The following is a 25,248-nucleotide window of genomic DNA, read 5'->3' as shown; positions in this document are numbered from 1 at the left end:
CTCAGAGCCTGCCTTCGTTCCACAGCAATCAAATGAAGCCATCCAAACCATGAGGCTCATAGCTGATTGGAGGAGCACAAGATAGTGAAGAGGCGCAGCGAGGGCGCGCCCAGCGCCAACAGGTAACATCCACAAAACCATGACGACACCAGCGCCAACAACGGCCCTTGAACCATGACCTTGCGTGATCCCTCCCCCGCCCTCAGCCAACAACCCGTCACCAAGGCTCCCTATCGCCTCAGCGCTCGGCGACTCAATGTCATGGCCGCGCTGCTCGGGGCGGCGACACTCCTTGGTGCATGCAGCAGTACCCCGCTACCGCCCTGGCCTGCAAACCCTTCGTCGGCTCCGCAAGCCCAGCCCCCCGCACCGCTTCCACGAACAGCAGCGAAGCCCGTCCCACAGCCCTTGGGCGCACCTGCCCGCGTTGCAGAGCCAGTCGCAACGCCCGTTGCAGCCACGCCAGTCATCGTCAGCCGCAACGAAGATTCGCTGACGCCGCCGTACAACGCGGCAGTAGCGGCTCGTTTTCCTGAACCTACCATCCAATACAGCACCCCTGGCCTGGGCAAAGACCGCCGCGCTTTCACAACCAATGCCGAATTGGCCCAATGGCTGAACGACTTGGCTGGCATGCGCCCAGCCAATGAGGCCCGCCCTCACCTGATCAATCTAGGTACCTCCCAACGCGGCACACCCATCCTTGGATTGCTGCTGACGCGAGCGAAAAGTCCCACCCCAGCGGTCCTGGAATCCGCCGGTCGCCCTACGGTGGTACTGGTGGGGCAGCAACACGGCGATGAACCCGCAAGCGCCGAAGCGCTGCTAGTTCTGGCCAGAGAGTTGGCACCAGGCGGTCTGATGGAAACACTGCTGGACAAAATCAATGTGATTGTTGCGCCACGAGCCAACCCTGACGGAAGTGAAGCGGGCACACGCGTCACCGCCAATGGGATCGACATGAACAGAGACCATCTGCTCTTGCACACACCAGAAGCCAGAGCCATCGCGCGTCTGGTACGTGACTATCGCCCCATCCTGGTCATCGACTCGCACGAATACACGGTGGTCGGCCGATTCCTTGAAAAATTCAATGGTATCCAGAAGTACGACGCACTCCTGCAGCACACAACCACAGCCAACTATCCAGAATTCCTGACCAAGGCTTCGCTGGAGTGGTTTCATGGCCCCATGGTTGCTGCATTGAAGGACCAGGGCCTGAGCAGTGAGTGGTACTACACAACATCCACCAACCGGGACGATAAATCCATCTCCATGGGTGGTACCCAGCCAGACACCGGGCGCAATGTGCATGGTCTGAAAAATACCGTCAGTCTGCTGGTGGAAACACGGGGAGTAGGCATCGGTCGCCTGCATGCCCAAAGACGTGTGCACGCCCAGGTCGTGGCCATGACCAGTGCTCTGCGCATTGCTTCAGAAAAAGTGGGCCCCTTGGAGCAGGTTCGCTCCTTTGTCGTGAAAGACACATCTGCCCAGGCTTGCCGCGACCAAATCATCGTGAATGCGGCGGCAACACCCACTCAACGAGATCTCACCTTTCTGGATCCCACGTCGGGCGAAGACCGAACTACACGCGTCGATTGGAACTCGTCGCTGACGCTGCGAACCCTTCAAGCCAGAGCTCGGCCCTGTGGATACTGGCTCGACGCCAGTGCGACTTCAGCAGTAGAACGCTTCAAGCTTCTGGGCATTCAGGTCATGCGCGTGGCAGAAGCAGGCTCACTTTTAGTTGAAAAATACGAAGAAACTGCCCGTGAAGTGAGCGAACGGCGCGATGTGCGTGGAGGTATCGCTGGAAACGGCGAAATCATCCGAGTCAAGGTCAACCCGGTGCGCGCAGCGATGGATGTTCCTGCGCAGAGCTATTACATTCCTCTGAATCAGCCCCTTGCAAACCTCGCTGTCGCGGCACTGGAGCCCGACACGCAAAACAGCTATTTCGCCAACCGCCTGGTGGACGACTTGAACCACACTGCCCGCGTGATGGCGACGCCAGCATTGGTGTTTGAGGAAATCGACTGAACGCAAGACTACCAGGCGCAGGTTCAACAACCTGGTGATCCATTGACGGATTGTTTAGGGCTGCGCTTACCGCTGGGCTTGCTTCGGTAGTGCCTGTAGCGGGTTATCATCGCAGCTTACGGCGGCAGAGCAAACTTGCTCCATCTTGGATGGGCTTGGATTATTCCCAAGTCCACCGCCACATCCCAAACTGCCCGTAGCTCAACCGGATAGAGCAATTGCCTTCTAAGCAATAGGTCGGGGGTTCGAGTCCCTCCGGGCAGGCCAAGAGCCTCCAACGCTTCAAACCAAAACCCGCACACCTCAGGCGTAGCGGGTTTTTTGTTGCGTCTCACCATGTTCAATCCGATTACCGTTGGCAAAGCATGGAGAGACAACACACAGAGCCAAAGCACTGTGGCGTCGCAATTGGAACAACTTATGAAGCACAGTCAGGCCAGTCGAGATGCCAGAAATCACGTCGCGCCAACACCCGACGATGCGATGAACTCATAAAGCGAAGCCAAAAACAAAAAAGCCTCCGTGGCATACCACAGAGGCTTTTGATCGCTTGTTATCACATTTTAGTGATAACAACATATTTGGGGTGGCTGATGGGGCTCGAACCCACGACAACAGGAATCACAATCCTGACTTTTTAGTATTTCACCCCGTTGATTGGTGCTGATAGAATCAATACAAATCAACAACTTAGGCGTAAAGCACTGGACAAGTGAACAGCCTTATCGTTGATTGAAATTCGGCAATTTCTACTGAATTTGCCTACAGATTGCCTACAGATTTCAAGGGGGCACCATGAGCAAGCCACAAAACCGCGTGAGGCTTACCGCTGGCAGGGTTGACGCCTTCACCTGCCCGGCTGGTAAATCCCAGGCTTTTCTATGGGACACCGAAGCCCCAGCACTGGCGCTGCGTGTGACGCCTACGGGCCGTAAAACCTACGTGTTTGAATCGCGCTTGAACGGGGCAACCTTGCGCCTGAGCATCGGCACTGCCGCCGACTGGCCGCTTGAAAAGGCCAGAGGCGAGGCACAGCGTCTAAAGGTGCTGGTGGACAGTGGTACAGACCCCCGAGAGCTAGAGCGCCAGCAACAGGCCGCCCAGGCCGCCGAAAGGGCCGCAGCCGTTGCAAAGGTGAAAGCCGACAAAGTGGCCGCCGTAACCGTGGGCGAAGTCTGGGCGGACTACCTAGAAAAGCGCCGCCCGTTTTGGGGCGAACTGCACTACCGTGACCATATCGACAAGGCAAAGGCCGGGGGCCTGCCATCGGGCCGCCGTGGTGGCGGAAAGCAACTGACCAAGCCGGGGCCGCTGGCCGCCCTGATGCCGCTGGCGCTGAAAGACCTTGACCAAGCCACGATAGAGCGATGGGCCGCCAATGAAGGCAAGACCCGCCCCTCATCGGCCCGGCTGGCATGGCGACTGCTGACGGTGTTTTTGACGTGGTGCGCAGAACAGCCGGAATATGCCAACCTGCTGCCCGACAAGAACCCGGCCAAGACAAAGAAGGCCCGCGAGGCATTGGGCAAGGCCGGGACGAAATCGGACGTGCTACAGCGTGAGCAACTGGCCGCATGGTTTGCCGCTGTGCAGCAGATACAGAACCCGGTTATTGCCGCCTGCCTGCAAATGATGCTTCTGACGGGTGCCCGCCCTGGCGAAGTGCTGGCGCTGCGCTGGGAGGACGTGAACACGCAATGGAAGGGAATCAGCATCCGCGACAAGGTGGAAGGCACACGCGAGATTCCCGCAACGCCTTATATGCTGCATTTGCTGGCCGCCCTGCCCCGCCGCAATGAATGGGTGTTCTCCAGCCCCACAAGCGCCAGCGGGTGCCTGACCGAACCAAACAACCCGCACACACGCGCCTGTGCCGCCGCTGGCCTGGAGGGCTTGACCCTGCATGGCCTGCGCCGCTCCTTTGCCAGTCTGACCGAGTGGCTGGAGGTGCCCGCCGGAGTGGTGGCGCAGATTCAGGGCCACAAGCCCAGCGCAACCGCTGAAAAGCACTACAAGGTGCGACCGCTGGAACTGCTGCGCGTACACCATGAGCGCATCGAGGCGTGGATTCTGGAACAGGCCGGGATTGTGTTTGATGCCCAGGCCGAACCGGGCAAGCTGCGCGTAGTAGGTGCTGCTTGAAATAACGCAACTACAAATAATCCTTGAACTTCAAATAAACGTAGCTACACTAAACCATGAAGGTGACGTTCGACCCGGCAAAAGATGCCGCCAATATGGCAAAGCATGGCGTCTCACTGACCGAGGCAGCAGGCTTTGAATGGGGAACCGCCGTAGTGTGGCCGGACACGCGCCGGGACTATGGCGAGGCCCGCATGGTGGCGCTGGGGTAAATCGGCCTGCGCATCATGGCGCTGGTGTTTGTTGACCGGCCCCCAGAGCAGCCGACCGAGCGCCGCATCATCAGTTTGAGAAAGGCCAACAGCCGAGAGGTGAAACACTATGCCGAAACTTAAAGCCGGAACCATCCTGCCAACACCTACCGAGGATGCCGCTATTACCGCCGCTGCACTGGCAGACCCTGATGCTGTGCCGTTCACAGAAGCCGAATGGGAGAAGGTCAAGCCACTGGTACGCCGTGGCCGCCCGCTGGGCAGTGGCACCAAAGCCCAGGTCACGTTGCGGCTGGACGTGGAGGTGTTGGAGAAGTTCAAAGCATCGGGCGATGGCTGGCAAACCCGCATCAATGAGGCCCTGAAAAGCTGGGTTCAGACGCACGCCTGACCGTTTCGCCCCAGCTACCCCTACCAGACGAAACCATGCAAGAGGTGTATTGATGACTCCAACCAAGGAACAGAAAGCAAAAGGCACCATCTTGGCCTGTTTGCTGGAAGTAAACGATTTGCCGGAATGGACAATGAATTTTCAGCGCGACAAGCTATACGAGGCACTGACGCAAATACATGCAGGTGAAATTGAGCGCGCAGTTATTGATCGGGCCCCATAAAGATTGAACTTTCTGCTGATTTTCGCGTTCGAAGCAGCATGGACAAAGAAGACGCGAGATACCAAACCCTGGAGCAGCTTCACGAGCGGCGCAAGCAAGTCATCCGACTGCACAAACGGGGCATCAAAGTCATGGAACTGGTGCAGATGTCGGGCTTGAGCTACCCGGCTGTGCGCAAGGTGCTTGATCTGTTCGAGCAAGGCGGCTGGCCAGCCATCAAACCAGCCGGTCGTGGTCGCACGAAAGGCGATGCCCGATTGCTCACGCCCGAGCAAGAAGTCCACATCCAAAAGACCATCTGCGACAAACGTCCCGAGCAATTGAAGATGGACTTCTTCCTGTGGAGTCGCGCCGCCGTGATGCAGCTTATCGAACAGGAATGTGGCTTGAAATTGGGTGTGCGCACCGTGGGCAAATACCTGGCACGCTGGGGTTTCACCCCACAAAAGCCCATCAAGAAGGCATACGAACAACGCCCCGAAGCCGTCAAGGCCTGGCTAGATGAACACTACCCGGCCATCGAGGCCAAGGCCAAGGCTGAGGGCGGCGAAATCCACTGGGGCGATGAGACCGCACTGGTCAACACCGATGTACGCGGCAGGAGCTATGCACCAGCAGGTGAGACACCCGTGGCGTTCACGGTGGGCAGCACACGCCAGAAGCTGTCGATGATCGCCACGGTGACCAACCGGGGCAAGGCACGCTGGATGATCATTGACGAGGCCTTCAACAGCGACAAGTTGATTGAGTTCCTGGAGGCCTTGATCAAGGACGCGGGCAAGAAGGTGTTCCTGATCCTTGACAACCTGCGTGTACATCACAGCAAACCGGTCAAGGCGTGGCTGGCAGAGAGAAAGGAACAGATCGAGGTGTTCTACCTGCCCAGCTACAGCCCGGAACTCAACCCAGAAGAGCGTTTGAACGCCGACCTCAAGCAGGCCATGGGCAAGCGGGTCCCGGTCAGAACAAAGGCAAAACTGCGCGATGCGGCCAACGAACACATGGCCATGCTGGAGAAGTCACCCGAGCGGGTGATGAGCTACTTTCAGGATCCCCGCGTCAAATATGCCGCCGCTTGAGACTTCATGGGGCCGGAGCAATAGTACGCTTGGGCAGGGCGTGGAACACGCCTACCGTGAGGAATACACCGAAGCTAGGCCAGAGGCCCAAGCCTGCAAAAAAGCATTTGACTGCTTGACGCAAAAAGATTGACCGTTTCGCCCCAGCTAGGCCGGGCCGCAATCCTGCCGAAAAGCCAGTCCCCCCGCTGGCCTGCTGGGGCTCCTGATACCGGGGTGCATCGGGGGATGCAAGGATGAATGAACCAAAGAAGGCTTACAGCTACGGCCATCTCATCACCATAGCCACGATTGCAGATGAGATTGCCATCGCACGGGGAACAGTCGGGCATGATGAGTTGCGTGACTTGGCCAAGCGTTTTGCAAGTGGTGAGCTGAAGACCCCGCCGCTCTTTCCGCCGCACCAACTCTGGCAGCACGGCGGAGATGCAAGTCGCATCGGAGCAGCAACACCAGACCCAGACGGGGTTTGGCGCATTTTGTTCAAGAAGACGAGCAAGCCGCACCAGAGCGACAAGGACGCATTCAACCACCCTCCCTCCGCATACACATGGCACATGCTGGCCGCCGATGTGTACGAACTTGGGCAGCAGCCCGTGTGGAAAACACAAACAGCCGCAGCCTTGCGTAACCTAGCCTGCCGCTACAACTCGGATTTGCTGGATGAGATGCCGGAGCCAGCAGCGCAACAGCCCAAGCCTGCCGCAGTAGAGGCTTTTCCAGCCCAGGCCCAGGCCGCGAAGCCTTTGCAGAGAGGTTCTGCGCAAGACGCCATGATTCTCACTGCAATACGGAAGGCTGGGCATAACCCACTCGCACTGCCCGTAAATGAACCGGGCAAGGCTGGGGTGAAGGCCGAAATTCGTAACGCCTTGAGAAACGAAAAGCTGTTCACTAGTTCAAGAGTTTTTGACAAGGCATGGGAACGTCTGCGCAAGCAGGGAGACATAGCTGATACAGACTAACCCCACCCCAGGTAGTGCCCCCCAAGCTGGGGGATACCGGGATACTTGCGGGGGAGGATAGACGCCCGAAAAACATCGCTGCATCCCAACTCTACGGAATGCAAAGCGATGAATCCCATCATCACCCAACACAGCGCAGATACCCGCCGCGCTGCACTTGAGCCCCAGCAATTCCCCCCGCTGGAACTGGTCAACCGCCCCACCGTACCCACCGAGCAGGCAGCCCATTACCTTCTGCGTCGCCCGCAAACCCTTCGCGGCTGGCACAGCCAAGGCACCTATCCTGATGGCCTGCGCCCCGTGCGCCTCAATGGCCGCTTGGGCTGGCCGGTAGCTGGCATCCGCCGCGTGCTGGGGGTGGCAGCATGAGCACCACCACCATCTACACCCACCCGGACGGGCACGAAATCACCGTGGGCCATGGCCTGCTGACCACCTGCACAAGCGACGGTTTTGCACTGTCTATGCCCATTGGCCCCGCTGGCCTGCGCGATGTAGCTGCAAAGCTGCTGGCGCTGGCCGATGCAGACGATGCCGATGCGGCTGAACGTGCCGGTGCTGCATTGGGCGGCGAGTTGCTGGCCGAACTGCTGGCGCTGCGTTGCAGCCCCCAGGCCGATGCGCTACGCCACGTTCACGGCAAGCTGCTGGCCCTGCACAAGCTGGAGTACTTCGACCGCGCCGCTGGTGGCTTTGCCGTGGCACTGGTTGCCGTGCTGGTGCTGGGCATTGCGAACCTGCCGAAGTTTGAAGGGGCGAAGCAATGAAAAAAGCCCCCGCTATGAAGCAAGGGGCCGCCGTGGCAGGCACTCCGATTTTCCCTCAAAGAACCAACACCGTTATCGCCGAAGTTTTGGCCCGGCTGCTGCGTGGCGAAGTGCTCACGTCACTGGATTCTGTTTTTGATTCCAGCACCACGCGCCTGAGCGCATTCATTTTCACCCTCAACGGGAACGGCTGGGAGATTGAATCGGAGCCCTTCGCCGCCGGTTGCAAAGATGGCCGGGTTTCGTGGCCGCACAAGTACTACCTGCGCACAGAGGTGATTGCGAAGGCTGGCCCAGGCGCTGCCGCATGGTGCGCCGCCGTGTTCAAAGCCCGGCGCGATTTACGTCGCAAGGCCGCCCAGGCCGAGCGCGAGGCCGCACGGCTGAACGCCATGCGACGCGCAAGCCGTGTGCATCCGGGGCAATTGGGGCTGGACTTGGGAGGTGCAGCATGAGTGAATCAATGCACCCGACCATGCAGGAACTGGCCGACCGCGCTGGCGTGTCGCGCCGCCCGGCGTTCCAAGCGCCTGCCGTAAACCGCTATGGCTACCCCGAACTAGTCAAGCCCGCCCCCAAAGGCCCGCTGCCAGTTATCAAAGGCGACCCTATGCACCGACAGGGTAAATGCAAGGGAGGCTGCTGATATGGGCCGCGACCACAGGCCATTCAGAGACCCTCGCGGGCACAGCCTGCGCATCTACAGCGATGTGTACGACAGCCCCGCATTCGCGGCCTTGTCGCCGCATGACGTGCTGGCCTATCTGGCGCTGCTGCGCGAACTGAAGGGCCACAACAACGGCGACCTGTCTCTACCGCTGACCCGGGCCAAGAAGTGTGGCCTCAGCCATCCTAAGACCCTGGCTCGCAGTCTTCGGGCCTTGTGCGCCGTGGGGCTCATTGCAGTCACGCGCAAGGGTGGCTCAACCAAAGGAGGCCAGCGACTGCCAACGCTGTACCGCATGACAGACCGCGAGTGCTATGCCATTCCAGCAAAGCACCTGGAGGCCATGAAGGAAACCAACGAATGGAAGCGAGTCACTACCATGCAGCATGGGCTTGACCTGATTGCAGCCGCTGAAGTTGCCGCGAAAACCAGCCCCGAAAAATTAAAAACCCAAGGGCACGCCGTGACAGATACCGTATCACCGCGTGCCCTGGTCGGGGCCGAAATTAGGGCACCGCGTGATTCATGGAGCGAAGGACTAGGGCACGTAGTGAACATGGCCAAAAAGGCCGAAAACCTAGCAACCATGAGGGTTCCAGCCGGTTTTGTGCCTGCTGCTGAAAAAGCAAGCCATAGGGCACCGCATAGCACTCCTTTATATATTGCCACCCCTACAGGGGAAACAGCCTGCATTCATGGGCATGGCAGCTACCGGCGACTGACAGCAAAGCCCGCGCACCTTTTCGCCCGCCTGCTGAATCGCCAGCACATCACCACACATTGAAAGACACCACCATGACCACCAAACTGACTCACCACCACCTGAGTGCCGAGCAGGTAAACGACGAGCACGGCACGGCCATCATGCTGACCCAGCAAGACGGGATTGAAGAACCGCAATCCGTGCTGGTGCATCCGTTCCAGCTTCGGGCAGTCTGCGAACAGTTCGGCATCATCGCCAGTGCCCCCCGTGCGGCAAAGACCATCGCCACATTGCAGCGCCGCATGGTGGGACTGCGCGACCGTATCGACAACTTGGCCGACTGGATGGCAAAGCACAGCGACCACGCACACGCCGACCTGAGCTATGAGACGACCCAGCTCCGGGCGCTGCAAGACCTGGCGGGTGAGTGGTGCGCAGATTTTGAGGAAGGCTTGACCGAAGGCTTTGGCGAAGGCTTGCAGCATCAGGCCGCACCACCCGAGCGCGAGGCCGCACCCGCTGCCCAGGCTTCATTGCTCTGAGGAACCGGATATGACCGATGCAGAACGCCGCCGACTCTGGCGCAACTACGTTGATGCGTACTGGCGGGCACATGGGGCATGGGAGGCCGCAGGAAGGCCAATGCCGCGCCCACCAATGCCTACCCAGCCCGAAGCAGTGCTGGGGCTCCAATGCGGTGCTACGACACGGGCAGGCACCCCATGCAAACTGACCGGGCTCTACAAGTCCGGGCGCTGCAAGCTTCATGGCGGTATGTCCACCGGGCCGAAAACCGATGCAGGCCGGGAGCAATCGCGCATCAACGGGGCCAAGGGCGGCAGGCCGCGCAACCCGACCCCATGAGAGGATATGGAAACATCACTTTGGCGTCACTGATGGGTCACTGATGGGTTGCCACTGGGTTTACAGGCTGCACAAAGCCTAAGCAGAGAATCCTGCTTTGCTTAAAATTTAGGCAGCCAAACCAACCCGAAGCAAAGAGATGCGACTGAACCTGTCCGATGCTGTGGATGACCTGGCACCGCCGCCGCCGCCGTGCTTTTTCAACCGCAGCAGTTGGATGCTGTACCTCAAGAGCGCAGCAGCAGCGCAGAACCACAAGGGAAGCCAGCCGGTCATCATCGTGGCCGCTGACGGCGAACCGGCATTCAATACCCGCCTGAGCTACTGCGCGGACTGCACCCAGGCAAAGAGCCTGGAGATGCAGGGCAAGGGCCGGTGCAACCCCTACCACCTGAGCGATGACCCCGAGCCGGTGCACGCTGGAGGGTGGCAGGCCAGCGACACGGCAGCACCACCGCGCACCAAAACGCAACGTCCCGAAGACCTACCAGTGAGCCGCGTACTGCGCTGGCAGGATGCCTTTGACCGGCTGGTGGCGCACCTACTGGCGCTGGGTGCCCGCACGGCGTGAAGCGTGAGGAAGGGGGGGGCTGCTGGGCTGCTAGTGCCGCTGCGCCTTCATTGCGCGCAAATGCTTGAGGTAGTCCCCGATTACCTCCATCGACTCTTTCGCTTCCTGCCGCAAGGATGCGATTTCTGACGGACTCAGCATTGTTCTGCTTGAACAAGTATCGGACTTCTGATTCTGTGAGTTCCACACTGCTTTTAGGTCGTTGGGCGCTGGCTCAGAGGGCGGTTCATCTGTCTTCATGCGAGTTGATTGTGCTACATTGGCATCAAGCCGAAAGGCCCGGTGCTAGACACACCACATCCGAAGCGGTAGCAACCCCCACCGACAAGCGGGGTTTTGTCACGCCCAAATTCTGGGGCTGGTGCTCTCGCATCGCCCTCATGGTTTCGGGCGGGGTGCGTCTATCCGCAAGGACGGCGGCACGGCTTCGGACGTGTGTCTAACACCCCGCCCACCTTATGCGCTACACACGCAAACGGTGGATTCCTTGCCACTCCCGAAGGAGCCAAGACCATGACCGCAATCACCGCGCGCAAACCCGCGCCCGCCCCGTCCACCCCGGACACCATCCCCACCGCCAACCTGACCGCCGTTCTGGCCGCCTTCAATGCGGCAAACCTATTGATCGGGCCCCATAAAGATTGAACTTTCTGCTGATTTTCGCGTTCGAAGCAGCATGGACAAAGAAGACGCGAGATACCAAACCCTGGAGCAGCTTCACGAGCGGCGCAAGCAAGTCATCCGACTGCACAAACGGGGCATCAAAGTCATGGAACTGGTGCAGATGTCGGGCTTGAGCTACCCGGCTGTGCGCAAGGTGCTTGATCTGTTCGAGCAAGGCGGCTGGCCAGCCATCAAACCAGCCGGTCGTGGTCGCACGAAAGGCGATGCCCGATTGCTCACGCCCGAGCAAGAAGTCCACATCCAAAAGACCATCTGCGACAAACGTCCCGAGCAATTGAAGATGGACTTCTTCCTGTGGAGTCGCGCCGCCGTGATGCAGCTTATCGAACAGGAATGTGGCTTGAAATTGGGTGTGCGCACCGTGGGCAAATACCTGGCACGCTGGGGTTTCACCCCACAAAAGCCCATCAAGAAGGCATACGAACAACGCCCCGAAGCCGTCAAGGCCTGGCTAGATGAACACTACCCGGCCATCGAGGCCAAGGCCAAGGCTGAGGGCGGCGAAATCCACTGGGGCGATGAGACCGCACTGGTCAACACCGATGTACGCGGCAGGAGCTATGCACCAGCAGGTGAGACACCCGTGGCGTTCACGGTGGGCAGCACACGCCAGAAGCTGTCGATGATCGCCACGGTGACCAACCGGGGCAAGGCACGCTGGATGATCATTGACGAGGCCTTCAACAGCGACAAGTTGATTGAGTTCCTGGAGGCCTTGATCAAGGACGCGGGCAAGAAGGTGTTCCTGATCCTTGACAACCTGCGTGTACATCACAGCAAACCGGTCAAGGCGTGGCTGGCAGAGAGAAAGGAACAGATCGAGGTGTTCTACCTGCCCAGCTACAGCCCGGAACTCAACCCAGAAGAGCGTTTGAACGCCGACCTCAAGCAGGCCATGGGCAAGCGGGTCCCGGTCAGAACAAAGGCAAAACTGCGCGATGCGGCCAACGAACACATGGCCATGCTGGAGAAGTCACCCGAGCGGGTGATGAGCTACTTTCAGGATCCCCGCGTCAAATATGCCGCCGCTTGAGACTTCATGGGGCCGGAGCAATAGCATCCAACTACATCGAGCGCGGAAACTTCACCGCTGCCCGGCGCAAGCTGGTGCAGGCCCTGGCATCCATCGGCCAACTGCAAGCGGAGGGCTGCCCATGAGCAGCACCCACCACACCGCCCACCCCCAGGGCGAGGCCGCCGCATTGCGCGAGGCCCTGCGCCTGGCACTGGCTGCGCTGGAAAAGGCCATCGATGACGGCTGCGCCACTGAGGCACACGACCGGATGACCATTGACGGCGACACCTGGACCATCGGCGGCATCTGCGCCCTGGCCCATGACGCCCTGACCAACGAGAGCAACACCACAACGGGGGCCGCATGATGGACAAGGTATTGATCCGGCACGGTTTATTGCAGAGTCCAGATGCCGTTCAACTTGAGCCCGTCGAGGGGCTTCGACACCTCAGCCCGAGCAAGGTTTACGAATAAAGCCTGCCGGATCAATAGTGATGTGGCAGGCAGTCGTTTACACCCAAGACCCGCTATCTGGTAACGCTGGCGTCAATGAAATGCTGCTGGGCCTGCACCCGACAAACCGCGAAGCGATGGCCGAGGCTCAAGCCGTGATGGATGACCTGGCCGACGCACACAGCGCCGCCGCCCGCCGCGTGGTGCTGCCTGCGAACATCTGAGCCATGGCGAACGGACGCAACAAGCTACGCCGGGGCGATGCGGGCCGGGATGCTGGCGGGTTCGTGGCCCTGCCGTGGGCCGTGCTGGATAGCCCCGCATATCTCAGCCTGTCCATGCACGCCCGTGCCCTGCTGCTGGAGGTGGCGAGGCAGTTCACGCGGGACAACAACGGCTGGCTACTGCTGTCACGGGCCCACATGGCGGGCCGGGGTTGGAAGTCTTGCGACATGCTGGACAAGTCCAAGCGCGAGCTGCTGGCTGCCGGGTTCATCTTCGAGACGGTGAAGGGACGCCGACCGAACAAGGCCGCCCGGTATGCAGTGACATGGCGAGCCCTCGACCGGCACCCAGGGTATGACGTGGGCACCGTGGAGGTGTTCCAGCGTGGCGCGTACCGGCTGAAAGAGCCCGTGCAAAATGCATCCCTTGTTCCGCCACGCGGACACATAGAGCGCCCTATTGCACCGCCCCACGGAACAGAGAGGGCTTCAACTGTTCCGCCACACGGAGCTATCCGGGGTGTTTTTGGGGTTCCGCCTGTTCCGCCACACGGACACCATCTAGAGAACCATCTACAGCACAGCGCAGCGAAGGATGTTCAGGATGTTGAAGGGGTGCAAGAGAGGTGGGCCAACATTGAGCAGGATGACGACGCCGCCAGCAGCAGGCGCGAGGCAGCGCCGCGACCCACCAGACCCAGGCGAAGGCCAAAGGGGCCGGGGCTGGATGATGCCCCGCACGTACCGCAACCGCCCGACCCAACTGCGCAGCTTGAGTTGCTGCTGAACCGACAGGACTGACGCATGGTTACACAACCAATGATGCAAAAAGAGCAAGCTGACAAACTCGCTTTCGACATGGAGCGCCTGCCGTCACCAGACGAGCATTTGAATTCATTTAGCCCCGATGAGCTTGCCGCGCTGGATTGGCGGGAAATTCTGGAAATGCGCAAAGATTGGGCGGGCAGACAATCGAACCGCCTGTTGATGGCAGTACACGGGCAAAGCCCTGGCAGCATGGCGCATGTGCTCTCTGGCTTGGTTACGCCGAGTGCCGGAGAGAACCTTCGCAATGCGTTCGCAGGCAATTTGGAGGCAGCAGAGGTACTTTTGTCTTTGCTTGAGACCTGCGAGAGCGGGGTTGTGGCTTATGCGATGTGGAAAGCAAAGGTGCCCAGCGATGTTTTTCTGGCGTATCTTGGCGATGCTTGGGCACATGCGCACCGTTACGTAATCATGGCTGCGCGTACCCGTCGCAGACTAGCCGCAATGTTCCGCTATGCCGACTTCCCCAAACCGCCATGCCTGCCTGACAGCGTGAGGGTGTGGCGCGGAGCATCTCATATGACGAAGAAAAGAGCACAAGCAGGGTATTCATGGACGACTGATAGGGACGTGGCGTGCTGGTTCGCCTGCAATGGTGGGCCGCCCGGTCGAGTTTTTGTGCTGGCAGCAGATGTGCCAAAACAGGATATATCGCTCTTTTTCGATGGGAGATACGAAAGCGAAGTTGTGCTACTCAAACCGCCTGAATCTTGGATTGATGGCAATCTGGCGGACTGGGAAGCTGCGAGCGAAAGGCATATGCGCGAGAAAGAGAAGCGACACCGGACAGCCAACGCGCTGACGGACGAAGGGAGACAAGCGCGTAGTGCAACTGACCGCGCCGACCCAACAGCATGACCTACCTTGGGCCGCGTGAGGCATGGTTACGGCGATGGTTACACCCTGGCGCTGCACCCGGTGAAGCATCGTGAGTCCGCCGCTCACCCCCCCCTGTTTCCGGGTATTCGAAACGCATGAGGTGCGGGTTTCAAAAAAATCCACACCACCCCAAGCCCCCGCCGTGGGGCTTTTTCTTTTTTGGGCGAGGTGAAGTGAAATTTCCTCACTTCGGGCATGTGCCTTGGTGACGGCTGGCACTGGTGAGGGGCCTGAGCAGCACCACCCCACCGGCAAGGGGCCTGCAAGCCCGCGCAGCAGCCTGCACGCCCAAGAAGGGGGAAGGTACTGGCCGGGCCATCGAGCGGCAACGTTGCCGGTTGAAACCGTTGCGACCCGAGTTGCGCAGTCCGGTGTTTGCCGGACTGGTGGCCGACCGCAAGAGCAGCGCCAGCAAACCCCCGCAGAGGTGCGGTCGTCTGTCACGACCGCACCAAAACTGGTGCCCAGGCCCGCCCGAGCCAGACCAGGACAAGTGCCCGCCGCCTGCTGGCGCTGGGTGGCATTCGGGCAAGTTGCCTACAGATTGCCTACAAGCGACGGAAAAGAAAAAACCCCGCTACCAAATTGATAGCGGGGTTTCCTTTGTTTACTTGGGGTGGCTGATGGGGCTCGAACCCACGACAACAGGAATCACAATCCTGGACTCTACCAACTGAGCTACAGCCACCGTAGACATAAATTATAACCTAAATTCCCGCACTAAATTCAATTCAAGACGCTTAAAAGATCAAATACTGGAAGACTGAGGCCGGGTAGGTTTGATTTGAACCTTGAACCGCTCTTTGAGCATTTCGTAGTATGCAAACCCTTCGGCTGTGGCCCACCATTGCTGCAACTGCTGGCGCTGCTGAGCAGCTTGTTGGGCATCCACCCCTTCGCGAGGAATGATCCGCAAAACCTTCACCACTGCGGTTCCCTGCGATCCCAGATCTGCACTCACCCAAGAAGGCAGACTATCGGGCGAGGCACGCAGGGCTGCATCCACCACAGCACGGGGCAGGTTCTGCGTCTGATCGCGGGACACAACTACCGCCGGGCCCAGCCCTGCAGCAGGTGCCGCATTGCCCGTCCACTCGGCCTTCTTGGCTTCTGCGTCCTTGCGGGCCAACTCTGCGGACTTTTCTGCGATCAGCAAAAGACGTGCGCGATCGCTGACCTCTTGCAGGGGAAGCGTACGTGTAGGGGTGTAAGTCGAGATGCGCCCGGCCACCAGCTGGCTTGGACCGACTTCGATCGCACTGGTGTTGCGCTTACCTTCCACGGAATCGTTGGCAAACAATGCTTCCAAAAACTTGGGGTTGGCCAGCGGGCCACTGGCGCCAGGACCAGGAACGCGCGTGACACCTTCAGCCGTCTGAATTTTGAGCTTCAGGCTGTCAGCCACAGGCTTGAGGCTGTCTGGTTGCTCGTACACGCTGTTGGTGAAAGCCTCAGCCACTTCAGCAAACTTGCGCTGCGCTTGCTGCTGCTTGAGCTCAGCCTCCAAAGAGGGGCGCAGTTCTTCAAACGAAGGCTGGCGTGGTGTCTTGATATCCGTCAGCAAAATGATGTGGTATCCAAAATCGGACTCCACCACGTCGCTGATCTCACCCTTTTTCATCGCAAATACAGCATCTTCAAAAGGCTTCACCATCGCACCGCGGCCAAAGAAGTTGAGATCTCCACCCGCTGGCGCCGACCCGGAGTCCTGCGATGACTTCTTGGCAACCTCCGCAAATGACGCTGGAGACTTACGCACTTGCGCCAGCAACTCTTGCGCACGTGCCTTGGCTTGCTCGCGGTCAGCAGCCGGTGCGTCTTTAGCGGCGTTGATCAAGATGTGGCTGGCACGGCGCTCTTCTTTCGCGGCCAGACGCGTCAGATTTTCCTTGTAGTAAGTACGCAGGTCATCTTCGTTCACACGGATGCCCGAGCGGACGCTGTCCAGGTCGAGAACGACATATTCCACGGCAGCTTGCTCCTGCTGCTGGAAACGCTGGGCATTGGCCTTGTAGAAGGCTTCGATGTCCGCCTCGGTAGGGTTGACCTGCTTCGCGTAGTCGGTGGCATTGAAGCGAGCCACTTGAATTTCGCGGCGCTGGTAGAGCGAATCGAATGCCAGCTTGGCGGCAGCGTCGGTAGCGAACGCCGTACTCATCACGCCACCCATCACTTGGCTCACCGACAATTCGCGGCGGACGTTTGCTTCGAACCCTTCAGGTGTCAGGCCTTGGGCGCCGACCAATGAACGATAGGCTTCGGTATCGAGCGAGCCGTCGGGACGCTTCAACGCGGCGATGGCTGGGATATCTTGAAGGGCACGGGCCAGACGAGCGTCGCTGGTGATCAGGTGCGAGCTCTGCGCTGCCGCGTCAAACACGCGGTCACGAACCAGCCGCTCCAGCGTGGCATAACGCGCTTGGGGGGTGTCCAGCTGCTTGGGATCCACATTGGGGGATTGGGCGCGGATGCGGTCCGTTTCTTCCCTGTGGGCGTTATCCCAGTCCGCCTGCGTGATCTTGTGCCCATCAACGCGCGCCACCACTGGGCTCTTTTCAGAGAAGTAGTTGCTGTCGATACCCACCAGGACAAACGAAGGAATGACCAGCAAGAACAACAAGAACATCACGATCTTGGAATGCTTGCGGATGGCTTCAAACATGGTCTCGATCTTTCAGTGACAAAAACAAAAGGCGAACTTTCGTTCGCCTTTGTTTGTATGGTGGTGGGTCCTGACGGTCTCGAACCGCCGACCTACTCCGTGTAAAGGAGCCGCTCTACCAACTGAGCTAAGGACCCGCCTAAAACAATTTTCAGTTCACAGCATCTTTCAATGCTTTGCCTGGACGGAACTTCGGAACTTTAGCAGCTTTGATTTTAATCGCAGCGCCGGTACGGGGATTGCGACCTGTGCGAGCTGCGCGCTTGCCCACTGCGAACGTACCAAAACCAACCAGAGAGACAGTGCCACCCTTCTTCAGGGTCTTCTTGACGGCTTCAATGGTCGACTCCAGAGCGCGTGCAGCGGCTGCCTTGGAGATGTCGGCATTGTTAGCGATGTGCTCGATCAGTTCGGTTTTGTTCACAAGAAGCCTCTCGGGAATAGCGTTGATGGAATGTCTCGGGTATCTGGCCTTCACACGTCAAAGCGCTTCGCTCAAGAGCGTTAGCTTAGGACGGGGGAATGACTGGGGTACGCAGCAGGGTCTGCTGCGTCAGATTAAAGCCATCGACTTCCGGGGTGTCAATACAACACGCCGTTTTGCGGCGGCGTTGGATGAATTCTAGTCTCATTTCTGCGCCCCGCCGGGCATGCAGCGCGTTTTTGTCGCCCCCATGCCGCATGAGCGGCTTCACCGATTGACACCGGCCAGACACTGTGAAGCTGCGCCAGATCGCGCTCAGCGAACCCGGGCGCGAATTTCAGGAAGGGCTTTTTGCAGGTAGTAAACCATGGACCAGACAGTGAGTACTGCCGAAGCCCAGATCAGCCAAGTGCCCCACACGCCCGTGTCGATCACGCCAAACAAGCGCCCGTCGTACAGCAGGAAGGGGATCGCCAGCATCTGCACCGTGGTTTTGACCTTGCCGATCATGTGCACGGCCACACTCTTGCTTGCGCCGATTTGGGCCATCCATTCGCGCAGGGCCGAGATCGCAATTTCACGGCCAATGATGATGAGCGCCACGAACACATCGGCGCGCTGCAAATGCACCAAAACAAGCAAGGAGGCGCACACCAGAAACTTGTCAGCGACCGGATCCAGAAACGCACCAAACGACGAGGTTTGGTTGAGCTTGCGGGCCAGAAATCCGTCCAGCCAATCGGTGGCGGCAAACACCACAAACATCACCGTGGCGATGAGATTGCGGGTGGCCGGATCGATGGGTGCGTAGAACACCCCCACGATCAAAGGTATCGCGACAATGCGCGTCCAAGTCATCAGGGTGGGGATAGTCCAAAACATGGGCGCAATTGTGTCATGCACCCGACGTCCCGGGCGTGATCTCTGGCGAGCGCTGGCTTTTTGCAAAGGTGGTGCCTGCGGGCGTCAAAGTCTCAACGCGGGCAAATCCACAGGAGGCGCATAGCCCAAGCCACTGACGGAACCAGCCCACCCCTCTGTGGCGACGGCGCCACGGCCTCGACGACAGAAGAATCAACCCTAGCGCAAGGCGCGGTAAATCTCTTCCGCCAGCTCGCGCGAAATGCCTTCCACCGTGGCGATGTCTTCCACGCTGGCGGCCGCCACGCCGCGCACACCACCGAAGCGCTGCAGGAGGCGGGCGCGCTTCTTGGGGCCAATGCCGGGGATTTCTTCCAGCTGCCCTCCGCCCACGCGCACCTTGGCACGCGCGGCGCGCATGCCGGTGATGGCGAAGCGGTGGGCCTCGTCACGGATCTGGGCGACCAGCATCAGCGCGGCCGAGTCCTTGCCCAGGTACACCTTCTCGCGCCCATCGGCAAACACCAGTTCTTCCAGACCCACCTTGCGGCCCTCACCCTTCTCCACACCCACGATGCGGGTCAGGTCCAGCCCCAGCGCGGTGAACACCTCGCGCGCCACCCCCACCTGGCCCTTGCCGCCGTCGATGAGCACCAGGTCGGGCAAGCGCGCCTGGCCCTTGGGCCGGGCTGCGGCTTGCGCCTCTGGAGACTTCGCATAGTCAATGCCGCCCTCTTCGCGCTGGGCCTCCACCACCTTGCTGTAGCGGCGTGTGAGCACCTGGCGCATGGCGGCATAGTCGTCGCCGCCGGTGATGCCCTCGATCTTGTAGCGGCGGTATTCGCTGCTTTGCATCTTGTGGTGGTGGAACACCACACACGACGCTTGCGTAGATTCGCCGGCCGTGTGCGAGATGTCGAAACACTCGATGGTGAGCTGGTCCAGGTCTTCGGGCGGCAAATCCAGCGCCTCGGCCAGGGCCCGCGTGCGGGCCTGCTGCGAGCCCTCTTCCGCCAACAGGCGTGCCAGTTGCAAGTCGGCGTTCTTTTGCGCCATGTCCAGCCACGCGCGGCGTTGCTCGCGCGGCTGGTGGATGGCGTTGACGCGCAGGCCGGCCTGATCCGACAACGCCTCCATCAGCGCCTTGTCCACGGGCACGCTGGTCACCAGCACCGGCGGCGGGGGCACGCCGATGTAGTGCTGGGCGATGAAGGCTTCCAGCACCTGGGCCTCCACCGGGCGGGCAGGCCTGCTGCTGTTCTCGGCGTGCGCCTCGTCGCCCTCTTCCTCAAACACCGCTGCTGCGTCTTCCACATGCACCGGGAAATAAGGTCGGTCCCCCAGGTGGCGGCCGCCGCGCACCATGGCAAGGTTCACGCAGGCGCGGCCGCCTTGCACGCGCACCGCGAGGATGTCCACATCCTTGTCATCCACCGTCTCGATGGACTGCTGGTGCAGCACGCGCGACAGCGCCTGGATCTGGTTGCGCACCTCGGCCGCCTGCTCAAATTCGAGCTTGTCGGAGTGCGCCATCATGCGCGCCTCCAGCGCCTGCAACAGCTCCTGCGTTTCGCCGCGCAGCAGCGCCTCGGCATGCTGCACGTCGGCGGCATAGGCCTCCGGCGAAATCAAGTCCACGCAGGGCCCGGTGCAGCGCTTGATCTGGTACAGCAGGCAGGGCCGGGTGCGGTTGGCAAACACCGTGTCTTCGCAGGTGCGCAGCCGAAAGACCTTTTGCAGCAGCTGGATGGTTTCTTTCACCGCCCAGGCGCTGGGGTACGGGCCAAAGTAGCGGTGCTTTTTGTCCACCGCCCCACGGTAGTACGCCATGCGCGGAAAGACCTGCCCTGGCGCATCGCCGCGCGTGTGGGCGCCCGGCGTGCCGGTGATCTTGAGGTAGGGGTAGCTCTTGTCGTCGCGGAACAGGATGTTGAACTTGGGATTCAACGTCTTGATGAGGTTGTTCTCTAGCAGCAATGCCTCGGCCTCGGAGCGCACCACCGTGGTCTCCATGCGCACGATCTTGCTGACCATGTGACCGATGCGTGTGCCGCCATGGTTCTTCTGGAAGTAGCTGGACACCCGGCGCTTGAGGTTAAGCGCCTTGCCTACGTATAGCAGCGCATCCTGCGCGTCGAAATAGCGGTATACGCCCGGCAGCGCAGGCAGCGCAGCCACCTGGGCCAGGAGTTCTTCGGAATGCACATCAGACATGCCGCATATTGTGGCCGCGCCACAACGGTACAGCAGCGATGTGATTGCTATAGCTATCTTTTTTATAGCTTGCCGCGCTTATCCGATAAGCGCCACAAGCCATTTTGATGCTTATTCCGCCTCGATCTTCGAGGTTTTCACCACCGTGGCCCAGTTGGCCAGGTCAGCACGCACCTTGTCACCCAGCTGCGCGGGCGTGTGGTAATCGGCCGTGGCGCCCTGCTCCTGCGCCTTTTGCTGGAAGGTGGGGTTTTGCACCACGGTGCGGATGTCCGCTGTCAGCTTGTCCACCACGGCCTTGGGCACGCCGGCTGGGGCAAACACCGCAAACCAGGAAGTGGCATCGACCTTGGGGTAGCCCGCCTCGGCCGTGGTCGGCACATCCGGCAGGCTGGGTAGGCGCTGCTTGCCCGTCACGGCCAGCACGCGCAGCTTGCCGCTGGCGATGTGGGGCATGAACGGCGGTGCAGTGCCAAAGGTCAGGTCCACCTGGCCGCCCAGCAGGTCTTGCAGCGCGGGGCCCGTGCCCTTGTAGGGCACGTGCACCATCTTGATGGCGCCCTGCTGCTCCAGCATGGCGCCGGTCACATGCTGCAGCGAGCCGTTACCCGACGAGGCGTAGTTGAGCTTGCCGGGGTTGGCCTTGGCGTAGGCGATCAGCTCGGGCAGCGTCTTCACCGGCAGGTCGGCCCGTACCACGATGATCTGCGGGGCCGAGATGATGTTGGCCACAGGCTGGAAGTCGCCCTGGTCCCACTGCTTTTGCTTGGTGATGTGGGGCGAGATGACGTGGTAGCCCGAGTACTGCATCAGCAGCGTGTAGCCATCGGCCTCGGCGCGCTTGACGATGCTGGCGGCAATGTTGCCGTTGCCACCGCCCTTGTTGTCCACCACCACCGTCTGGCCCAGCACGGGGCCCAGGGCCTGCGCCAGCATGCGGGCCGACAGGTCGGTGGTGCCGCCAGCGGCGGTGGGCACCACCATGGTCACGGTCTTGCTGGGGTAGGCAGATTGCGCTGTGGCGCTGCCCAGAAAGCCTGTGGCCAGGGCCGCCAGGGCGAGGGTGGTGAATTGCTTGCGATGTAGCTTCATGGGGTCTCCGTCGTTGATGTTGTGAATGGGGGACTGTGGTGCGGCAGGGTTCAGTCCACCGTGGCGCCGGTGTCTTTCACCACCAGGCTCCACTTGGGCAGGTCTGCCTGCACCAGGGCCGCCAACTGCGCCGCCGTGCCCTTGAAGGGCTCGCAGCCCACGGTGGCCAGTTTCTCGACCACGTCCTTGTGCTCCAGCGCGCGGGCCACTTCGGTTTGCAACTGCGCCACGATGGCGGCAGGCGTGCCCGCGGGCGCAAACAGCGCATACCAGGGCGCCTGGCCAAAGCCTTTCAGGGTTTCGCCAATCGTGGGCGCATCGGGCAGCGCGGCCACGCGCTTTTCGTTGACCACGCCCAGCACCTTGAGCTTGCCCGCCTTGATGAACGCAATGGCCGACGGCAGGCTTTGCACCGACAGCGGCACCTGCCCGCCCACCACGTCGGTGGCGGCTGCGGCCGAGCCCTTGTAGGGGATGTGTTGCAGCTGGATGCCGGCAGCCTTTTGCAGCATCTCGCCAATCAGGTGGTTCAGCGTGCCATTGCCCGCCGAGGCAATCGAATACTTGCCAGGGCTGGCCTTGGCCAGGGCCACCATTTCGGCCACGGTGTTGGCAGGGAACGATGGGTGCGCCACCAGAACATAGCCCGCTGTGGCCACCGGGGCCACGGGTGCAAAGTCTTTCACCGGATCAAAGCCGGGGTTCTTGTACAGCGCGGGGCCAATCACATGGGCGCTGTCGGCCGTCAGCAGCAGGGTGTAGCCGTCGTTGCGCGCGCGGGCCGTGGTGCCTGTGGCCAGCGTGCCACCCGCGCCAGGGCGGTTTTCCACGATCACGCTCTGGCCCAGTTGCTCGCCCAGCTTTTGCGCCACCACCCGCGCAATCGCGTCATTGGCACCACCAGCCGCCTGCGGCACCACCAGGGTGATGGGCTTGGAAGGGTATTTGTCCTGCGCGCCCGCGGTGAAAGCAGCAGAGCACAGCACGGCCGCTGTGAAGATGCGGCGTGACAGAGTGGGGAAAGTCATGGCGTTGTCTCCTGGTGTTATGGGTGGGAAAAAAGGTGCAGGTCAGCGCGCCAGTGCCCGCTGGCGAATCGCCTCAAAGTCTGCCGGGACCGGGTGCAAGGCCAGGCGCGGCCCAGCCTTGGCGATCTGGCTGGGGATGTCGTGGCCGATCAGTGCGGGTAACTGCTGCGCCGCCGCCACCAGCTGGGCCAGGTCCACCCCCGTGTCATAGCCCATGCAATCGAGCGCATGCACGATTTCTTCGCTGCACACGTTGCCGCTGGCGCCCGGCGCGTAGGGGCAACCGCCCAGGCCACCCAGCGACGCGTCAAACCGGTCTGCCCCCGCGTCTATGGCGGCCAGCACATTGGCCAGCCCCATGCCGCGCGTGTTGTGGAAATGCAGGGTGAACTCCACCCCCGCCCAGCGCGCACGGGCCGCCGCCGTGAGCCGGTGCACCTGCGTGGGGTAGGCCATGCCCGTGGTGTCGCACAGCGTGATGCCGCGCACGCCCACATCCACAAAACGCTGCACCCAGCCGAACACATCGGCCTCGGGTACATCGCCTTCCATGGGGCAGCCGAACACGCACGACAGCGACACATTCACCGCTACCTTGGCGCCCTGCGCCAGGGCCACTACCTGCGACAGTGCGGCGAACGACTGTTCCTGCGTCATGCGCAGGTTGGCCAGGTTGTGGGTGGCACTGACGGACATGACCAGGTTCAGCTCGTCCGTGCCCGACTCAATGGCGCGCTCCGCACCGCGCAGGTTGGGCACCAGTGCGGTGTAGACCGTGCCAGGGCGGCGCGTGATCTCGCGCATCACGATTTCGGCGTCTTTCAGTGCCGGAATGGCCGTGGGCGATGTGAACGAAGTCACCTCGATCTTGGACAGACCGGCGGCAGACAGCGCATTGCACAGCGCGATCTTGTCGGCCGTGGGCACGAAGGCCTTCTCCATCTGCAGGCCATCGCGCAGGCCGACCTCCTGCATGTGGATGCGGCGGCCCGCGCCTTGCCAAACGGTGCTGGGTGCGTTCATTGCACAACTCCTTTGCTGCGCAGCAACGCAATCTGCTCGGCATTGAGCCCCATTTCTGCCAGCACGGCATCGGTGTCATCACCCAGGTGCGGTGCACTGCTGCGAATGGTGCCGGGCGTGGCCGAGAGCTTGGGCACGATGCCCGGCACTTCCACGCTGTAGCCGTCGCGCGTCTCTTGCGTCAGCAGCATGTCGCGGGCTCGGTAGTGCGGGTCTTCGGCAATGTCCTTGGCGGTGTAGACCTTGCCAGCGGGGACGCGGGCAGCGCCCAGCGCGTCCAGCACCTGCTGCACGGTGCGCTGCGCGCTCCAGGCGCCAATGGCCGCGTCGATTTCCTCCACACGCGCCACGCGGCCGGTGTTGTTGGCCAGGTCGGGCGCCGCGCCCAGGTCCGGCCGGCCGATGGCGTCCATCAACCGCTTGAAGATGCTGTCGCCATTGCCCGCCACCAGCACCCAGCCGTCCGTGCAGGGGTAGGCGTTGCTCGGTGCAATGCCCGGCAGCGCACTGCCAGCCGCCTCGCGCACCACACCGAAGGCGCTGTATTCGGGGATCAGGCTTTCCATCACGTTGAACACCGCCTCGTGCAGCGCCACATCAATCACCTGGCCTTTGCCGCCGTTGACCTTGCGGTGGTACAGCGCCGTGAGCACGCCGATGGTGCCGTGCAGCGCCGCCAGCGTGTCGCCAATCGAGACACCGACACGCACCGGCACGCGGCCGGGCTCGCCCGTCAGGTGACGCAGGCCGCCCATGGCCTCGCCAATCGCGCCAAAGCCCGGCAGATCGCGGTAAGGCCCTGTCTGGCCGTAGCCAGAAATGCGCAGCATCACCAGGCCGGGGTTGAGCTGGTGCAGCTCCTCAGGCGACATGCCCCAGCCTTCGAGCGTGCCGGGGCGAAAGTTTTCGACCAGCACATCGGCCTCGGCAATCAGCTGGCGGGCTATTGTCTGCCCTTCGGTCTGGCGCAAGTCCAGCGCCACCGAGCGCTTGTTGCGCGACTGCACTTGCCACCACACCGAGGTGCCTTCCTTGATCAGGCGCCAGTTGCGCAGCGGGTCGCCAGTCTCGGGGGCTTCGATCTTGATCACATCGGCGCCAAACTCGCCCAGCGTCTTGCCGCAAAACGGCCCGGCGATCAGCTGGCCCATTTCAATGACGCGCACGCCTTGCAGTGCAGCGGGGCTGGATGGAAGGGGCGGTGCGGCGGGCGGCAAAGCCATGCGGTGGTTCTCCT

At 61.1% G+C, this 25,248-nt stretch carries 29 protein-coding genes and 3 tRNA genes; 22 read left to right on the top strand and 10 right to left on the bottom strand.

Annotation, left to right across the window (positions count from 1 at the left end):
* Positions 1–174: 174 nt before the first annotated feature.
* The 22 genes from PQV96_RS06035 to PQV96_RS05930 all read left to right on the top strand — a co-directional run bounded on the left by PQV96_RS06035 (position 175) and on the right by PQV96_RS05930 (position 14,686).
* On the top strand, positions 175–2,043 hold the full coding sequence (locus tag PQV96_RS06035) for a M14 family metallopeptidase (protein WP_066697671.1): 1,869 nt from the start codon (positions 175–177) through the stop codon (positions 2,041–2,043).
* A gap of 190 nt (positions 2,044–2,233) precedes the next feature.
* Positions 2,234–2,310: transfer RNA gene (locus PQV96_RS06030), tRNA-Arg, on the top strand.
* A 528-nt stretch (positions 2,311–2,838) separates the two neighbouring features.
* A complete protein-coding gene (locus tag PQV96_RS06025) occupies positions 2,839–4,185 on the top strand; it encodes a tyrosine-type recombinase/integrase (RefSeq protein ID WP_207373216.1) in 1,347 nt (448 codons plus the stop codon).
* Positions 4,186–4,241: 56 nt separating this feature from the next.
* Complete coding sequence (locus tag PQV96_RS22315; protein ID WP_337931724.1) at positions 4,242–4,397, top strand: BrnT family toxin; 156 nt, start codon at positions 4,242–4,244, stop codon at positions 4,395–4,397.
* A 109-nt stretch (positions 4,398–4,506) separates the two neighbouring features.
* The gene (locus tag PQV96_RS06015) at positions 4,507–4,788 is read left to right on the top strand and encodes a BrnA antitoxin family protein (RefSeq protein ID WP_207373217.1); all 282 of its coding nucleotides are present in this window, start codon (positions 4,507–4,509) and stop codon (positions 4,786–4,788) included.
* Between the two features lie 52 nt (positions 4,789–4,840).
* Positions 4,841–5,011, top strand: a complete 171-nt coding sequence (locus tag PQV96_RS06010; protein ID WP_273624815.1) for a hypothetical protein — start codon at positions 4,841–4,843, stop codon at positions 5,009–5,011.
* 38 nt (positions 5,012–5,049) lie between these two features.
* Complete coding sequence (locus PQV96_RS06005) at positions 5,050–6,090, top strand: IS630 family transposase (protein ID WP_044395424.1); 1,041 nt, start codon at positions 5,050–5,052, stop codon at positions 6,088–6,090.
* A gap of 236 nt (positions 6,091–6,326) precedes the next feature.
* Positions 6,327–7,055, top strand: a complete 729-nt coding sequence (locus PQV96_RS06000) for a hypothetical protein (RefSeq protein ID WP_207373219.1) — start codon at positions 6,327–6,329, stop codon at positions 7,053–7,055.
* A 108-nt stretch (positions 7,056–7,163) separates the two neighbouring features.
* Entirely contained in the window at positions 7,164–7,424 is a 261-nt protein-coding gene (locus tag PQV96_RS05995) for a hypothetical protein (protein WP_207373220.1), read from the top strand.
* Entirely contained in the window at positions 7,421–7,822 is a 402-nt protein-coding gene (locus tag PQV96_RS05990; protein WP_207373221.1) for a hypothetical protein, read from the top strand. The genes PQV96_RS05995 and PQV96_RS05990 overlap by 4 nt, the downstream gene beginning before the upstream one ends.
* Complete coding sequence (locus tag PQV96_RS05985; RefSeq protein ID WP_207373222.1) at positions 7,819–8,277, top strand: hypothetical protein; 459 nt, start codon at positions 7,819–7,821, stop codon at positions 8,275–8,277. Before PQV96_RS05990 ends, PQV96_RS05985 begins: the two co-directional genes overlap by 4 nt.
* Positions 8,274–8,468 carry a hypothetical protein gene (locus tag PQV96_RS05980; RefSeq protein WP_207373303.1) on the top strand — a complete coding sequence of 65 codons (195 nt, stop codon included), beginning with the start codon at positions 8,274–8,276 and terminating at the stop codon, positions 8,466–8,468. Before PQV96_RS05985 ends, PQV96_RS05980 begins: the two co-directional genes overlap by 4 nt.
* 1 nt (position 8,469) lies before the next feature.
* The gene (locus PQV96_RS05975; protein WP_207373223.1) at positions 8,470–9,273 is read left to right on the top strand and encodes a hypothetical protein; all 804 of its coding nucleotides are present in this window, start codon (positions 8,470–8,472) and stop codon (positions 9,271–9,273) included.
* Positions 9,274–9,284: 11 nt separating this feature from the next.
* On the top strand, positions 9,285–9,734 hold the full coding sequence (locus PQV96_RS05970; RefSeq protein ID WP_207373224.1) for a hypothetical protein: 450 nt from the start codon (positions 9,285–9,287) through the stop codon (positions 9,732–9,734).
* 10 nt (positions 9,735–9,744) lie between these two features.
* A complete protein-coding gene (locus PQV96_RS05965) occupies positions 9,745–10,056 on the top strand; it encodes an HGGxSTG domain-containing protein (RefSeq protein WP_337931718.1) in 312 nt (103 codons plus the stop codon).
* Between the two features lie 139 nt (positions 10,057–10,195).
* Positions 10,196–10,627 carry a hypothetical protein gene (locus PQV96_RS05960; RefSeq protein ID WP_207373225.1) on the top strand — a complete coding sequence of 144 codons (432 nt, stop codon included), beginning with the start codon at positions 10,196–10,198 and terminating at the stop codon, positions 10,625–10,627.
* 513 nt (positions 10,628–11,140) lie between these two features.
* Positions 11,141–11,272, top strand: coding sequence for a hypothetical protein (locus PQV96_RS05955; protein WP_273624814.1), 132 nt, complete (start codon positions 11,141–11,143; stop codon positions 11,270–11,272).
* 31 nt (positions 11,273–11,303) lie between these two features.
* Positions 11,304–12,344: an IS630 family transposase gene (locus PQV96_RS05950; RefSeq protein WP_044395424.1), complete on the top strand. Its 1,041-nt coding sequence runs from the start codon at positions 11,304–11,306 to the stop codon at positions 12,342–12,344.
* A 121-nt stretch (positions 12,345–12,465) separates the two neighbouring features.
* Positions 12,466–12,693, top strand: coding sequence for a hypothetical protein (locus tag PQV96_RS05945; protein ID WP_207373226.1), 228 nt, complete (start codon positions 12,466–12,468; stop codon positions 12,691–12,693).
* Between the two features lie 127 nt (positions 12,694–12,820).
* Positions 12,821–13,003 carry a hypothetical protein gene (locus PQV96_RS05940; RefSeq protein WP_207373227.1) on the top strand — a complete coding sequence of 61 codons (183 nt, stop codon included), beginning with the start codon at positions 12,821–12,823 and terminating at the stop codon, positions 13,001–13,003.
* A gap of 3 nt (positions 13,004–13,006) precedes the next feature.
* Complete coding sequence (locus PQV96_RS05935; RefSeq protein ID WP_207373228.1) at positions 13,007–13,804, top strand: hypothetical protein; 798 nt, start codon at positions 13,007–13,009, stop codon at positions 13,802–13,804.
* Between the two features lie 3 nt (positions 13,805–13,807).
* A complete protein-coding gene (locus tag PQV96_RS05930) occupies positions 13,808–14,686 on the top strand; it encodes a hypothetical protein (RefSeq protein WP_207373229.1) in 879 nt (292 codons plus the stop codon).
* Between the two features lie 633 nt (positions 14,687–15,319).
* Here the strand turns inward: PQV96_RS05930 and PQV96_RS05925 are convergent.
* From PQV96_RS05925 to PQV96_RS05880, 10 genes are all read right to left on the bottom strand, one after another.
* Positions 15,320–15,395 (bottom strand) — tRNA-His (locus PQV96_RS05925).
* A gap of 60 nt (positions 15,396–15,455) precedes the next feature.
* Entirely contained in the window at positions 15,456–17,369 is a 1,914-nt protein-coding gene (locus PQV96_RS05920; RefSeq protein ID WP_207373230.1) for a SurA N-terminal domain-containing protein, read from the bottom strand.
* 61 nt (positions 17,370–17,430) lie between these two features.
* Positions 17,431–17,506, bottom strand: a tRNA-Val gene (locus PQV96_RS05915).
* 14 nt (positions 17,507–17,520) lie between these two features.
* The gene (locus PQV96_RS05910; protein ID WP_044396762.1) at positions 17,521–17,793 is read right to left on the bottom strand and encodes an HU family DNA-binding protein; all 273 of its coding nucleotides are present in this window, start codon (positions 17,791–17,793) and stop codon (positions 17,521–17,523) included.
* Between the two features lie 315 nt (positions 17,794–18,108).
* Positions 18,109–18,675 (bottom strand): CDP-diacylglycerol--glycerol-3-phosphate 3-phosphatidyltransferase, encoded by a 567-nt coding sequence (gene pgsA, locus PQV96_RS05905; RefSeq protein ID WP_044396763.1) that lies wholly within the window; start codon positions 18,673–18,675, stop codon positions 18,109–18,111.
* A 198-nt stretch (positions 18,676–18,873) separates the two neighbouring features.
* Positions 18,874–20,868, bottom strand: a complete 1,995-nt coding sequence (gene uvrC, locus PQV96_RS05900) for an excinuclease ABC subunit UvrC (RefSeq protein WP_273624813.1) — start codon at positions 20,866–20,868, stop codon at positions 18,874–18,876.
* Between the two features lie 111 nt (positions 20,869–20,979).
* Positions 20,980–21,960 (bottom strand): Bug family tripartite tricarboxylate transporter substrate binding protein, encoded by a 981-nt coding sequence (locus PQV96_RS05895; protein WP_273624812.1) that lies wholly within the window; start codon positions 21,958–21,960, stop codon positions 20,980–20,982.
* Positions 21,961–22,010: 50 nt separating this feature from the next.
* Entirely contained in the window at positions 22,011–22,988 is a 978-nt protein-coding gene (locus PQV96_RS05890) for a Bug family tripartite tricarboxylate transporter substrate binding protein (protein WP_273624811.1), read from the bottom strand.
* A gap of 42 nt (positions 22,989–23,030) precedes the next feature.
* Positions 23,031–24,011: a hydroxymethylglutaryl-CoA lyase gene (locus PQV96_RS05885; protein WP_273624810.1), complete on the bottom strand. Its 981-nt coding sequence runs from the start codon at positions 24,009–24,011 to the stop codon at positions 23,031–23,033.
* Entirely contained in the window at positions 24,008–25,234 is a 1,227-nt protein-coding gene (locus tag PQV96_RS05880; protein WP_273624809.1) for a CaiB/BaiF CoA transferase family protein, read from the bottom strand. Before PQV96_RS05880 ends, PQV96_RS05885 begins: the two co-directional genes overlap by 4 nt.
* Positions 25,235–25,248 lie beyond the last annotated feature (14 nt).

The organism is Acidovorax temperans (genome assembly GCF_028596105.1).
Taxonomy (GTDB): domain Bacteria; phylum Pseudomonadota; class Gammaproteobacteria; order Burkholderiales; family Burkholderiaceae_C; genus Acidovorax; species Acidovorax temperans.
The sequence above is the reverse complement of the archived record's forward strand: the minus strand, read 5'-3'. Positions and strand labels throughout refer to the sequence as shown.